The 13,603-nt window shown below is 46.9% G+C and carries 11 protein-coding genes; 3 read left to right on the forward strand and 8 right to left on the reverse strand.

Annotation, left to right across the window (positions count from 1 at the left end; all coding sequences use genetic code 11):
• Positions 1 to 405: 405 nt before the first annotated feature.
• Entirely contained in the window at positions 406 to 1,029 is a 624-nt protein-coding gene (apf, locus tag FD47_RS06770) for an aggregation-promoting factor (protein WP_054734156.1), read from the forward strand.
• Positions 1,030 to 1,316: 287 nt separating this feature from the next.
• Here the strand turns inward: apf and FD47_RS06775 are convergent, their stop codons facing one another.
• The 3 genes from FD47_RS06775 to FD47_RS06785 are packed head-to-tail and all read right to left on the reverse strand — an operon-like array spanning position 1,317 to position 5,874.
• Positions 1,317 to 2,276, reverse strand: coding sequence for a hypothetical protein (locus tag FD47_RS06775; protein WP_056980321.1), 960 nt, complete (start codon positions 2,274 to 2,276; stop codon positions 1,317 to 1,319).
• A gap of 14 nt (positions 2,277 to 2,290) precedes the next feature.
• Positions 2,291 to 4,198, reverse strand: coding sequence for an ABC transporter ATP-binding protein (locus tag FD47_RS06780; protein WP_404820075.1), 1,908 nt, complete (start codon positions 4,196 to 4,198; stop codon positions 2,291 to 2,293).
• Positions 4,198 to 5,874: an ABC transporter ATP-binding protein gene (locus FD47_RS06785; protein ID WP_054734170.1), complete on the reverse strand. Its 1,677-nt coding sequence runs from the start codon at positions 5,872 to 5,874 to the stop codon at positions 4,198 to 4,200. Before FD47_RS06785 ends, FD47_RS06780 begins: the two co-directional genes overlap by 1 nt.
• A 324-nt stretch (positions 5,875 to 6,198) precedes the next feature.
• Between FD47_RS06785 and FD47_RS06790 the strand changes: the two genes are divergently transcribed.
• Positions 6,199 to 6,813 (forward strand): hypothetical protein, encoded by a 615-nt coding sequence (locus FD47_RS06790; protein ID WP_056980323.1) that lies wholly within the window; start codon positions 6,199 to 6,201, stop codon positions 6,811 to 6,813.
• 84 nt (positions 6,814 to 6,897) lie between these two features.
• On the opposite strand, the gene FD47_RS06795 is transcribed toward FD47_RS06790, so the two are convergent.
• The 3 genes from FD47_RS06795 to FD47_RS06805 all read right to left on the reverse strand — a co-directional run bounded on the left by FD47_RS06795 (position 6,898) and on the right by FD47_RS06805 (position 10,429).
• Positions 6,898 to 7,866, reverse strand: a complete 969-nt coding sequence (locus FD47_RS06795) for an aldo/keto reductase family protein (protein WP_054734160.1) — start codon at positions 7,864 to 7,866, stop codon at positions 6,898 to 6,900.
• A 148-nt stretch (positions 7,867 to 8,014) separates the two neighbouring features.
• Positions 8,015 to 8,986, reverse strand: a complete 972-nt coding sequence (locus FD47_RS06800) for a GMP reductase (RefSeq protein WP_008211196.1) — start codon at positions 8,984 to 8,986, stop codon at positions 8,015 to 8,017.
• A gap of 159 nt (positions 8,987 to 9,145) precedes the next feature.
• Positions 9,146 to 10,429, reverse strand: coding sequence for an adenylosuccinate synthase (locus FD47_RS06805; protein WP_054734162.1), 1,284 nt, complete (start codon positions 10,427 to 10,429; stop codon positions 9,146 to 9,148).
• Between the two features lie 228 nt (positions 10,430 to 10,657).
• Here FD47_RS06805 and purB point away from each other — a divergent pair, with 228 nt between their 5' ends.
• Positions 10,658 to 11,953 (forward strand): adenylosuccinate lyase, encoded by a 1,296-nt coding sequence (gene purB, locus FD47_RS06810; RefSeq protein WP_008211199.1) that lies wholly within the window; start codon positions 10,658 to 10,660, stop codon positions 11,951 to 11,953.
• Positions 11,954 to 12,035: 82 nt separating this feature from the next.
• On the opposite strand, the gene FD47_RS06815 is transcribed toward purB, so the two are convergent.
• Positions 12,036 to 12,779, reverse strand: coding sequence for a sulfite exporter TauE/SafE family protein (locus tag FD47_RS06815; protein WP_056980325.1), 744 nt, complete (start codon positions 12,777 to 12,779; stop codon positions 12,036 to 12,038).
• 233 nt (positions 12,780 to 13,012) lie between these two features.
• Positions 13,013 to 13,288 (reverse strand): type II toxin-antitoxin system mRNA interferase toxin, RelE/StbE family, encoded by a 276-nt coding sequence (locus tag FD47_RS06820; RefSeq protein ID WP_225352820.1) that lies wholly within the window; start codon positions 13,286 to 13,288, stop codon positions 13,013 to 13,015.
• Positions 13,289 to 13,603 lie beyond the last annotated feature (315 nt).

Below are 13,603 nucleotides of genomic sequence, written 5' to 3' on the forward strand. Positions count from 1 at the left end.
TTAAAAGATATGACGTTATTTTGATAAAAAACGGCTGAAAAGCCGCTTTTTTTGTGCTAATTTTCAAAATTTAGCCCGATTTTTCGCAAAAAACACAAAATTTCACCCCCGGATTACCGAGAGAACGATGAGAAATGAAACATAAGCCAAAATCAAGAAAGCGTTACGATTATGATGAGATGACCGTTGAGGCAATTCTCGATAAATGAGCATTTAACAAAGATTACCGAACCATTACATTATTTACACACGGCTGGTTAAGCTTAATACGCGTGTTATTTGTTTGTTACACCGTTGTTACACCGTAAGGATAAACTATGCATTGTTGATCGATGAGGTCAGCAAATTCTAGACACAGACACAAGTATTCTATAGGAGTGTGTAATTTTGAAAAAAGTATTCTCTATGATTCTCGCAACTTCAGCAGCAGCTGTTGGTATTTTCTTCGCAGGTTTCTCGTATGCATCAGCTTCAACTGTTGTGACAGTTCAATCAGGCGATACCGTTTGGGGTCTCTCGCAGAAGTACAATGTTTCCATCGATGCAATTAACCAAGCAAACAACTTGAACAGTTCAAATGTGATCGTTGTTGGCGAACAGTTGAACATCCCTGATGGCAGTCAAACTAGTCAAGCAACATCAACCCAGCAACCAGCACAACAGACTACAACGACTCAATCATCATATACTCAACCACAATACAGCCAAGCACAACAATCAACTAATAATTACGCAAGTACAACTGCTAACACAAACACTAGCAGCAACAGCAATGCTAATTATTCAACTGCATCAACTGGTGCATCAGACGGTGGTTCAGCAAAAGCTTGGATCGCTTCTCATGAATCAGGTGGTTCATACTCAGCACGGAACGGTCAATACGTTGGTAAGTACCAATTGAGTGCTTCATACCTTAACGGTGACTATTCAGCTGCTAACCAGGAAAAGGTTGCTAACCAGTACGTTTCAAGCCGTTACGGCTCATGGTCAGCTGCCAAGTCATTCTGGCAAGCAAATGGCTGGTACTAAGATTTAACTTAATCCAGTTTAAATTCAGTCAATAAAAAATCGGTTCATCACAGTGATGTGGTGGCCGATTTTTTTGTCGAAATTTAGTGAGTTGATTCGCAGCTATCCGTTAAGCGCACCGGCCGGTTAACCAGTAGGGGACAGGAGTTAGTTTCGTGGTAGGTGGCCGCAGATGGCTGCCAACCGGGATTGGTCGCCTGCTTTGACAATGGCATATCCGAATATACAAGAAAAGGATTGAGACAATCGATACCCTTGTCTCAACCCCGCGATTGATGAATTACCAGCTACTTTTTGGTCATATAGATATATAACGTTGTCGCTGAATAGCCAATCTGGAAACTAATGCCATTTGAACGGAGCGTTTTGTTCGTCGTTTGGCTGGTTTTACTTGATTTGGCCTGTTTCTGAAAGTCCTTCATAATTTTCTTAGCGTTAGCGCCTGCACTGTCGGCCAGAACTGAGAAGGAGGTGATGAACTTCTTGGCCTGTTGCTTATTCTTCATTGCGGAAACCGGCACCATAAGGGCAACGCCGACCACCTGGTTGTGATCCAAATTGGTTCGGATTGTGACGTCCTTGGTGGTGACTAAATTGTGGACGCCGGGTTTGCCGTTTGCTGGAAGCAGCTGGTCGCTGACCTTGCTCTTGGCCCGTTTCATAGCTGCCTGAACGCTGGCACCGGCCGCTTGCAGCTTCTTGCCCTGAGCTTTTAACTGGGCCCCCTTGGCCGCTTGGGCCTTTAAATCGGCGGCTGCGCTGGTGTCTCCAGCAGCAAGCTTTTTCTTGTCAGCCGTAATTTTTGCGACCAATTGTTGTTGCTGTTGCTTGAGTGCGGCCGCTTGCTTTTGCATGGTAACGGCTTTTTGGCGGTCAGATTGAGATAACGCCATCGCCGTGATCGCCTGATTATACTTTTGCTGGAGCTTTGGGTAGGTGATAATTGACTGGGCTTTGCCAACCGTGACGGCTTTTTTGGTCCCCCCGGCCGTGAAAACGACTTTTTGGGTGGTTGTCTTTGCAGGAACGGTGAGGGCAAAGGTGCCGTTGTGGGTCTTTTCAGTCTGCTTTTTGCCGTTATCGACTTGGTAGCTGACTGATTGATGCTTGCTTTGACCCTTAATGACAACGCCGAGACCATCCGGATTCAAATGATGGTGGTCGACCGCCAGATTTGGCCGGCCGCAGCCAGCCAGTCCCAAAACCAGCAGGGCGGCAGCCATTCCAATTTTAACTAACTTTTTCATTTTCGTGGCGCCTCCTAATTAAATGACACATTGTCTGAGAACTGACTATTGTACAGGTCGGCATAGAAGCCGTTCTTAGCCAACAACTCGTTGTGGGTCCCGGTTTCGACCACTGATCCGTGGTTCATCACAATAATGTTATCGGCATTTTGAATCGTAGAAAGCCGGTGAGCCACCACGAAACTGGTCCGGTTCTTCAACAGTTCGCTCATGGCGTGCTGAATCTGAACTTCGGTCCGGGTATCAACGGAACTTGTCGCCTCATCCAAAATCAAAATTTCTGGATTGGCAACAAACGCCCGGGCAATCGTGAGCAGCTGCCGCTGTCCCTGAGAAATATTGGAGGCCGCTTCGTTTAAGACAGTGTCGTAGCCGTTCGGTAGCTTTCGAACGAACTCATCCACGTGAGCGGCCTTAGCGGCTTCGATGATCTCATCGTGGGTCGCGTCTTCACGACCGTACTTAATGTTATCGTAGATCGTTCCGGTAAACAGCCAGGTGTCCTGGAGAACCATTGCGAAATGCGAGCGAAGTTCTTCACGATCAATGTCGCGGGTGTCGACGCCTTTAACGCGAATGGCGCCCCCAGAAACGTCGTAGAATCGTTCCAGCAAATTAATAATCGTGGTTTTCCCGGCACCGGTCGGACCAACGATGGCCACCTGTTGGCCTGGTTTAACAGCCAGGTTGTAATCGGTCATTAACAGGTCTTCGTTCTCGTAGCCGAATTGGACGTGTTCGAGGGCAACGATGTTGTCGGAATCTTTCTCCACTGGCCGATTCTTCTTAGTATCCTTCATTTCTTCCTCGTCAATGACGGCAAAGACCCGTTCAGCTGACGCAATCGTTGACTGAATGGTGTTCATCAGGTTGGCTAACTGAGAAATTGGTTGAGAGAACTGGTTGGTGTACTGCAGAAAAGCCTGCACGTTACCCAGGGTGATGTTGCCGTGAGCAACCTGAATTCCCCCAATGATGGCAACGAACACGTAGCCAATGTTGTTCATAAAGATCATCAGTGGCATGATAATGCCAGAAATGAACTGGGCCTTCCACGCGGACTGATAATACTTTTCATTTTGAACTTCAAACTTGGCGATGGTGTCCTTTTCCTTATTGAAACTCTTGAGGACGTTTTGGCCGGCATAGTTTTCCTCAACCTGGTTATTTAATAGGCCAAGGCTCTTCTGCTGGGCCGCAAAGAACTTCTGGGATCTTGGGGCAACGATGCCGACGACAATTAAACTCAGCGGAATCGTGACGAATGCAATCAGCGTCAGCTTCCAGCTGATTGAAAACATCATCCACAACGTTCCGACAAAGGTGACCAAGCTGGTAACCGCCTGGGTCAAACTCTGCTGGAGAGTGCTGGCAATGTTATCCATATCATTGACCGCCCGGCTCATGATATCGCCGTTACTGTGGGTGTCGTAGTAGCGAATCGGTACTAGCCGCATTTTCTGCTTCATTTGACGCCGCAGTTTGTAAACGGTTCGTTGTGAAATCAACGTCATAATGTACTGCTGGGCGTAACTGAAAATTGCCGATGCTAAATACATAATCGCCACAATAATGATGATGTGAACGATTTTATCAAAGTTAATCGGCAGATTACCGAGGTTGAAGCCGGCCTTTTGTTCGGCGGCCCCCTTCATGACGCCCTTATAAATTTCGGTGGTCGCCTGGCCAAGAATTTTAGGCGTCCGGATTTGGAAGATCACACTGGTAATCGCAAAGATCAGTACCAAAATCAGACCGATAATTCGATCCGACATGTAGCGCATCAGCCGGTTAGTGGTTTTCCAGAAGTTTTTCGGCTTTTCAACCACGCCACGGGGACCGCCCCGACCGCCGCCACCCATTGGGCGTGGCTGATTGGTGTTGTTGGTATCCGCCGATGAAGCGTCATTTTCCTTTGCCATTACTTGTCATCCTCCTTTCGAATTTGTGAGTTGATAATTTCTTGATAAACCTTGTTGGTCTTGCGGAGCTCATCATGCGTGCCCTTACCAACTAATTTCCCGTTGTCCAGTACTAAAATCAGGTCAGCGTCAGCAACCGTGGCGATTCGTTGGGCAACGATGACCGTGATGCTTTGTTGAATGTGGGCATCTTGGCGCAATTCGGCCCGTAATTCAGCATCGGTTTTAAAGTCAAGTGCTGAGAATGAATCGTCAAAGATATAGACGGCCGACTGCTTGACCAGTGCTCTGGCAATGGCTAATCGTTGGCGCTGGCCGCCGGAAAAGTTGCCGCCACCCTGTTCAACGTGGAGATCGAGGCCGGCGGGATCGGCTTCAACGAAGTCCCGCGCCCGGGCAATGTCCAAGGCGTGCCAAATCTCGTCATCGGTGGCGTCATCCTTGCCATACTTCATGTTGTCACGAAGGGTTCCCGTAAATAGGGTCGCCTTTTGCGGCACGAGTGAAACGGCTTCGTGGAGCTTATCCAGAGCCATATCATTGACGTTAATCCCGTCAAGTTCAACCTTGCCGGATTCAACGTCGTAGAACCGTGGAATCAGGTTGATCAGCGACGTCTTCCCAGATCCGGTACCGCCAATGATCGCGACGGTCTGGCCACTATGAGCTTCAAAGTCAATGTCGGTTAAGGCTGGCATTTCGGCGTTGCGATAGCGATAGGTGACGTGATCGAATTTCAAGGAATGTGTCGGCGCGTCTGGATTGAAGGTCGCCGGGTTTTCCTTGACCTTTAATGTTGAGTGCAGATTCAGAACTTCTTGAATTCGTTTGGCAGATGCCTGGGCCCGGGGGATGAAGATGAAGACCATTGACAGCATCATGAAACTCATGAGAATTTGCATGGCATAAGTCATAAACGCAATCAGATTGCCGACCTGCATGGATTGAGCCCCAATGAGTTTAGCCCCAAACCAAATAATCGCGATGTTGGTCCCGCTCATAATCATGGTCATGACTGGGAAAGCCAGCGCCATTAGGACGTTGACGTTAATCGCGTTTTGCGTGTAATCCTTATTGGCATCTTCAAAACGGTCCTGTTCAAATTGGTCCTGCCGGAAAGCCCGAATTACCCGGACACCGGTCAGTCCCTCACGAAAGATTCGGTTAATTTTATCGGTCTTGGTCTGCATAGCCCGAAACATTGGCACGGCAAAGTAGAGAAGAAACCCGATAAATAACGCCATGACTGGTAAGACAATCAGAAAGACGGTCGTGAGCTGGTGGTCCTTGGTGTAGGCCAAAAAGCTGGCCCCGATTAACATGATTGGCGCCATCAGCATCATTCGTAACATAATAATGCCGACGTTTTGAATCTGGACCACGTCATTGGTGGTCCGGGTAATCAATGAAGAAGTTTCGATCTGATCGTACTCGTCATTTGAAAAGTTAATGACTTTCCGATAGATGTCGCTTCGAAGATTTTTACCCAGTGTCTGGGAGGTTGTCGACGCCAAAAAGACGTTACAGATGGCCGCTAAGATACTAATTAGCGAGAAGCCGACCATCTTAAAGCCGACCTTCCAGATGTACCCAATGTCACCAGTCGCGACCCCGTTGTTAACAATGTCAGAGGTTAGACTGGGTAAATTCAGAGTGGCGACTACCTGAATTGCCATAAAAAAGACAGCCCCGAGGACTGCAATGTAGGAAATTCGCCCCTTTGCGATTTTAGCAAGATTCCTGCTCCTTTCGATTCCCGTTTGGTTTGGAAATTTGGAAATAATAAACACCCGTTAGTTTACACCTTTTAAGCCGAAATAAAAGCTTTTCTTTGACGAATATTATATATTCTTATACTTTTGTTAACTTAGCTTACAATAATTCGTTGAAATCGTCAATCACCAGCGCATGAACCGCAAACGATTTAGTTGCTTTTGACATGATTTGAGCCTATATTGACATCAAATTAGGTCACGTTCAAGTAAAAGGGGGAGTTAATGATGTTTAATTGGGAAACATTTGAGCCGGACGAGTACAGTCGCGGCGAGACACCGAGCTTTGTTGATTTAACGGAGCGCAGTTATATCACGGCAACCGGCCATGCCACGGATCACACCGCTGATGAATCGTTTCTCTCGCTGGCCCGGGCAGCAGCCGCGGTTGCCAAAACGATCAGTGGGGGACCGGAAACCGACATTCCGGTCAAAAACTTCAAGGGGTATGTTCCGTATCCTGTGCAAGCGGTCTGGCAGCCGGCAGGAGATGGCGAGGACTTCAAGATTTGGATTAAGCAGCCGTTGTTTATTGACGAGGCGGCGTTTAACGCGGCAATTAAGAAGACCGATCTCGGCGATATTTCTGCCGACCAGATTCACTTTGAACATCTTGCTGAAGGCATTGAAATTCAGACAATTTCAAACGGGCCGGTGACCGCCGATGGTAAGGCAGCCGCGCGCCTGAATGCCGCCATTAAGGTTGGGGGCTTCAAACGACTCCACGAAGACACCCACCGGGAAGTCTATATCGATGGATTGCCGTTAACCGCCAGCAAGCAGGTCATTTTGCGTTTTGAAATTGATCCCAATGGCGCCGTTTTGGATATGGTGCATAATTAAATTGATTGATCGCCACGAAAAGGGCGTCTCTACTGTGCGGTTCACACAGTTTGAGACGCCCTTTGTGGAAGATAGGTGATCAGATCACCCAATTTTTCTTTCAAATTTTTTGAAGTGGAATAGTTGATCAACGCGTTCGAAATAATCATCGGGGATGGTTAAATCGATGGCTTTCAAATTGTTCTTCAGTTGGGAAGGCTTGCTGGCACCCGTAATCAAACTGCTGATCCGGGGATCACGTAAGTCCCAAGCCAATGCAAAGGTTGCCAAATCGGTATCCAGTTCGGCGGCCATCTTAATGAGGGCTTCCACCTTATCAAGATTGTCGTCGGTTAACAGTGCCTGGATTTGATCCTGATAGGTTGCCCGTGAACCAGCCGGAATTGGTTGGCCCTTGCGATATTTGCCGGTTAGCAGGCCCTGTGACAGGGGCGAGAAGGGCACGATGCCTAAACCGTATTTGCCGCAAACGTCCATCAATTCATGCTCAATGTACCGGTCAAACATATTATATTGGGGTTGAACAACTGACAGCGGGTGCAGACCAAGCTTTTGGATCACTAATTGGGCTTCCAAGATTTGGACCGGTCGCCACTCACTGACACCGTAATAGAGAATCTTGCCCTGATCGACCAAATCACTTAACGCGGTGAGGGTTTCTTCCAATGGCGTGTTGGGGTCAAATCGATGGCAGAAGTATAAATCGAGATAGTCAGTCTGCAGGTTGGTAAGGGATTGATCAATCGATTCCATGATGTGTTTGCGGGATAGGCCGCGGTCGTTCACACCCGGACCAGTTGGAAAGTAGACCTTACTGGAAAGGACGATTTCCTTTCTGGGGAACTCCTTGAGGGCTCGACCTAAGAAACGTTCGGCAGCACCACCGCTGTAAGCGTCGGCACAGTCAAAAAAATTGATACCCTTTTCAAACGCTAACTTTAAGCTTTGGTCGGCTAAGTCCTGTTTATCGGCATTACTAACGTCGGTCATCCAGCTTCCAAGTGCCAGTTCACTGACTCGCAGTCCTTGTTTACCAAGTTGACGATATTTCATGTTGGTTACTCCTTTTTAGAAATTAACTACAATGTTATCGTACAACTTCGAGTGCACTTGAGGTCAACTAATTATTTGGCCGTTGCTTGGAACAGAAAAAAGCAATCAACCCGTTGGAGTTGATTGCTAGTTTACGGTTTAATTTTGGTTAGTCACCATTCATAATCGAGTTTTTAACAACGACATAGTCGACCGTGCGAATATCTTTCAATTCTTTACCACCGGCATACGAAATTGATGATTGAAGATCCTGCTGCATTTCAAACAGGGTATCGGAAATTTCACCACGGTAAGGGACCAACATTTGGCGGCCCTCAACGTTACGGTAAGCACCCTTTTGCTTTTCGGATGCGGAACCCCAGTATTGTTTGTACTTCTTGCCATCAATACTGATGACGTTACCAGGAGATTGCTCGTGACCGGCCAAGAGAGACCCAATCATGACCATTGAAGCGCCGAAACGAACGGATTTGGCGATATCGCCGTTGAAACGAATGCCACCGTCAGCGATCATTGGCTTTCTAGCGGCCTTTGAGCAGAGACGCAGGGCGGCTAATTGCCAACCGCCAGTTCCGAAACCGGTCTTGAGCTTGGTGATGCAGGCTTTACCCGGACCAATGCCGATTTTAGTAGCATCGGCACCAGCGTTTTCGATTTCCCGAACGGCTTCCGGGGTGCCAAGGTTCCCGGCAATCAGGAAGCTGTCGGGCAGCTTGTCTTTAATGTAGTGAATCATCTGAATGACAAAATCTGAATGACCATGAGCAACGTCAATGGTGATGTACTCCGGCTTTTGGTTATCGGCAACCAGTTGATCGATGAACTTGTATTCATCGTCTTTGATGCCGACACTGATTGATGCGTAGAGATCCTTTTCGTGCATCATCTTGATGAAGCCTTCACGCTTTTCTGGTTGGAAACGGTGCATAATATAGAAATAACCGTTTTGAGCCAGCCAGATAGCCAGGTCGTCATTAATCACGGTTTCCATGTTGGCGGGAACCACCGGGATCTTGAACGTCCGGGGGCCAAATTTGATTGATGTGTCAGCGTCAGAACGACTCTTGATGATACATTTGTTGGGGATCAGTTGAATATCTTCGTAATCAAAAACTTCCATTATTAGTTTACCTCCGAAATATGAGCGGGGTCAGTGATCCAAACCGCAAGAAGTTCCCAGATGCGATTTGAACTGGGATCGGCAACAGTGAACGCCAATCCCTAACTATTATACACTATCTTTTAGTAAGCATAGTAAAACGTGCCTTGCAGCTTTTTGTTACTTCCAAACTTGGGCAACCACATTGGTTTGTTCACGGTCTGGGCCAACCGAGAAGGTGGCTAGCGGCACGTGAACCAATTCTGAAATCCGTTTGATGTAGTTCCGAGCGTTTTCAGGAAGATCAGCCAGGGTCTTTGCCTTGGTGATATCTTCATCCCAGCCGGGTAATTCTTCGTAAACGGCTTGGCACTTGTTGAGTTCCTTCAAAGTTGCCGGGTAATCATCAATTTCTTTGTCGTCAAGTTTGTAAGCGGTGCAGATTTTGAGGGTCTTAATCCCGGTCAAAATGTCCAGACAGTTGAGTGATAAATGGGTGAAGCCGGACACGCGGGCCGAATGCCGTAAGACAACACTGTCAAACCAGCCGATTCGGCGGGGCCGCTTGGTAACGACGCCGTATTCATGACCGACCTCGCGAATGTGGTCACCAGTTGCATCCTTCAATTCAGTTGGGAAAGGACCTTCGCCAACTCGGGATGTGTAGGCTTTGCAGACACCAATGACGTTATCAATCCGGTTAGGACCAATTCCAGTACCAACAGCGGCACCACTTGCAGTCGGGTTGGATGATGTAACAAACGGGTAAGTCCCGTGGTCAACGTCCAGCATCACGCCCTGAGCACCTTCAAACAAAACATGCTTGTTGTCATCCAATGCGTTGTTAATTAAATAGGAAGCGTCGATTACGTAAGGGCGAATCCGATCAGCGTATTCCTTGTATTCATTGAAGATCGGTTCAAATGCCAGTGGTTTCGCATCGTAAATTTTGATTAATAGTTCATTTTTAATCTTTAGGTTGCTGCGAAGCTTTTCTTCGAAGCTGTCCTTGTCGATTAAATCAGCAATTCTAATTCCGATTCGTTCGTACTTATCCATATATGCAGGACCGATTCCCTTATTGGTTGTCCCAATCTTGGAATCCTTTTTCTGTTCCTGCAATCCGTCAAGAAGGATATGGTAAGGCATGATGACGTGAGCCCGGTTGGAAATCCGCAAGTTTTCGGTGCTGATTCCGTCCTTCTTCAATTGATCAATTTCGCTGATCAATGACTTTGGGTTCACGACAACGCCGTTACCAATTACGCTGTATTTTTCCTGATCAAAAATCCCGGAAGGAATCAGCTGTAAATGATAACTTTTGCCATTCAATACAATGGTGTGACCAGCATTGTCGCCGCCTTGATAGCGAGCGGTAATGTCGGCGTCTTGACCGAAGAAATCGGTAATCTTACCCTTTCCTTCGTCACCCCATTGGCTTCCAACAACCACAATAGATGACATATGAACACCTCTAAATTTTATTGCTGGGAATCAACCCAGCATTTTTAATTCTACCAACTTGCATGGGAATGTCAACCAAAAATGTTAATGATTTTAAACCGGGATATTTCAATCGTTCGACTTTAAAATTAAAAGCGAACAAAAGGCCACTATAATAGAAAGAATATGGCCAAAACATGAACAATATGATAAAATGGGGTTGTTAATATTTAGTGGAAAGGAACCATTATGATAGATAGATATTCTTTACCAGAAATGAGCCATATTTGGTCACTTGATAATCAGTACGCTGCCTGGCTGAAAGTTGAAATTGCCATTGACGAGGCTTGGTCCAAACTTGGCAAGATCCCAGCCGAGGACGTTGAGAAGATTAAGAAGAACGCGACCTTTGATAAGGATCGGATTGCCGAAATTGAAGCCGTCACCCATCACGACATCGTTGCGTTTACCCGGGACGTTTCCGAATCATTGGGACCTGAGAAAAAGTGGGTCCACTATGGTGTCACCAGTACCGACGTTGTTGATACGGCATACGGCGTGCGCATCAAGCAGGCCAACGCCATCATTAAAAAGGATATTGACCACTTTATCGACGTGATTGCCAAACAGGCTAAGAAGTACAAGGATACGGTCATGATTGGCCGTACTCACGGCGTTCAAGCCGAACCCACGACCTTTGGTTTGAAATTAGCCCGGTGGTATTCCGAAATGAACCGTAATAAGCGCCGATTTGCCACGGCTTCCAAAGAATTGGAAGCTGGTCAAATTTCCGGAGCCGTGGGGACATTTGCCAACGTGCCACCGTTTGTTGAACAGTACGTTTGTGATTCCCTTGGGCTGCACGCCCAGGAAATTACCAGCCAAATTCTGCCACGGGACTTGCACGCGGACTACATTTCAACTTTGGCATTGATTGCCACCAGTTTGGAAGAGTTTGCCACCGAAATTCGCGGCTTACAACGTTCGGAAATTCATGAAGTTGAGGAACACTTTGACGCCGGTCAAAAGGGATCCTCAGCAATGCCCCACAAGAAGAATCCGATTGGTTCGGAAAATATTTGCGGACTGGCTCGGGTTGTCCGCGGCCACATGATTACCGCCTATGAAGACGTGCCATTGTGGCACGAACGGGATATTTCCCATTCATCAGCTGAACGGATTATTATTCCCGACACGCTGATTTTACTGGACTACATGCTGCACCGCTTCTCCAGAATATTGGAACGCCTCACCGTCTTCCCAGAACGAATGAAGAAAAATATGGGAATCACTTATGGGTTGATTTACAGCCAGCGGGTGATGCTCAAGCTAATTGATTCCGGGATGACCCGGGAACAGGCCTATGACCTGGTTCAACCATTAACTAAGAAGTCATGGGATGAGGGTATTCAGTTCCGTGATTTGGTTGAAGGTACCAAGAAAATTACCGATGCCTTGTCGGAAGACCAAATTGCCGATGCATTTGATTACCACTATCATATTCGCCACGTGGATGAAATCTTTGCCCGGGTGGGTTTAGAATAATCAAGCAAATAAATTTGAAATAACGAGAAGGAGCGTCCCCGCAAAATGGGAGACGCTCTTTTTTGATAAGTAATCTTGATGGTTAGAAATAAGCTTGGTACCCCAAAACCAGTGCTAATCCGATCGCAAAAATGCCAACGGCCGTTTTGATTACCTTTGACGGAATATATCGGACAATAATTGGTCCGATGTAGCCGCCGGTAAACAGACCGATGAGCAGGGGGATGATCACCGCCCAGGCAATCGGAATCGTCAAAATGAACATGGTGGCCGACACGACGTTATTAGTAAACGACGCAAAGTTGCGCATGGCATTGTAGATGGTGTATTTATCATCAATGATTTTTGAAAGGACCGCAATCATCAATAACCCGGCCCCCGCACCGAAAAAGCCGGTATAGATTCCCACCAGAAAAACACCCAGCCAACTTAGAAAGCTGATCAAAGTATTATTGACAGGCTGCTGATTTTTACGCCTTGGGGTTAAGATCATGACCCCAGCCAGCATGATAAATACCGGAACGACCTTCTTAAAGCCGGTATTCGAACTATGAATCAGGATGGTCGCTCCCAAGACACCACCAATTGTGTTGAGAATGGCAATTTGAATGGCTTGGCGCCAGTGATGCCGCAGTTCCCGAAGTGATGCCAACACGGTCCCGATGCCGCCACCCACTTGGGCCACGGTGATTGTGGCGTTGGCGGTAATTGGTGGAACCCCAACTGACAGTAGCACCGGGTAAAGGGTGAGGGCGGCCATGCCAACAATTCCGGTTAAAATGCCGGCAAGAAGACTCATGAGTACTAAATAAATTATTGAAGCCATTTTCGTCCCCCCTATCAACGGTCAAGCTGGGTTAGTGATGTCTGGGCGTACCAATAATAACTTTATCCTAACACCAAAAAATGGAATAGGCGGCTATTCAGGCCCCTACAGGAACCGTCGTCAACTAACTAATTCAGACCCAAAAAGCAGCCATCAGATGATTCGGGAAATGATTGCCCGACCACTCATCTGATGGCTGCTTTTAATTTTAGTACAAAACGATGGATTTGCCGTCAAATTTCGCCGTGACGACCGGTATCTAAAAAGCGAACCGTATGATCTTGATATTCATAAATTAACAGCCAGCTGCCCTTGATAAATAGGGCTCGCTGCGGCTTGCGGCTCTTAATCACGTGATCGTCGTAGCGCTCATCAGGATGGGCACCGCTTAATAGGACGTTTTCAACGGCTTTGAATTCTGCTTCTGAATAACGATTGGCGCGGATCATGTTCTGGTAGTGCTTTTTGAAGCGCGATTGGTATTTCGGTGTGTACTTCGTTTGACTCACTTCCTAAAGGGGGTTATTAATACCTTATCACATGCCAAATCCAAATTGAACGCATCAAACAAGCCAAGGCTGGGGGAGCCTTGGCTTGTTGTATCAATATTCTGAGGGGAATATGAATATGAAAAGTAACAAATTAATGGGGGTTAACTTATTACAATTTTTAAGGAGAATGAACCTCGCTAACAAGTTAGCTTAGCTCCTTTCTCTATGCTTCTTAATATACAGGATAAATTTAACCAAAAAAGGACGAAAGTGTGAACATTTTGTGATTTTTTGGACTGCTCCCTTAGAAACTGTTTGAGATCTCTAAAAGCG

Source organism: Lentilactobacillus parafarraginis DSM 18390 = JCM 14109, from assembly GCF_001435895.1.
Lineage (GTDB): Bacteria > Bacillota > Bacilli > Lactobacillales > Lactobacillaceae > Lentilactobacillus > Lentilactobacillus parafarraginis.

Bases quoted from the DNA above. Each gene is read 5' to 3' on its own strand.
- purB (WP_008211199.1), top strand. From the start codon at position 10,658: ATGATAGATAGATATTCTTTACCAGAAATGAGCCATATTTGGTCACTT.
- FD47_RS06780 (WP_404820075.1), bottom strand. From the start codon at position 4,198: ATGGCAAAGGAAAATGACGCTTCATCGGCGGATACCAACAACACCAAT.
- FD47_RS06775 (WP_056980321.1), bottom strand. From the start codon at position 2,276: ATGAAAAAGTTAGTTAAAATTGGAATGGCTGCCGCCCTGCTGGTTTTG.
- FD47_RS06815 (WP_056980325.1), bottom strand. From the start codon at position 12,779: ATGGCTTCAATAATTTATTTAGTACTCATGAGTCTTCTTGCCGGCATT.
- FD47_RS06795 (WP_054734160.1), bottom strand. From the start codon at position 7,866: ATGAAATATCGTCAACTTGGTAAACAAGGACTGCGAGTCAGTGAACTG.
- FD47_RS06785 (WP_054734170.1), bottom strand. From the start codon at position 5,874: ATGGCAATTCAGGTAGTCGCCACTCTGAATTTACCCAGTCTAACCTCT.
- FD47_RS06805 (WP_054734162.1), bottom strand. From the start codon at position 10,429: ATGTCATCTATTGTGGTTGTTGGAAGCCAATGGGGTGACGAAGGAAAG.
- apf (WP_054734156.1), top strand. From the start codon at position 406: ATGATTCTCGCAACTTCAGCAGCAGCTGTTGGTATTTTCTTCGCAGGT.
- FD47_RS06790 (WP_056980323.1), top strand. From the start codon at position 6,199: ATGTTTAATTGGGAAACATTTGAGCCGGACGAGTACAGTCGCGGCGAG.
- FD47_RS06800 (WP_008211196.1), bottom strand. From the start codon at position 8,986: ATGGAAGTTTTTGATTACGAAGATATTCAACTGATCCCCAACAAATGT.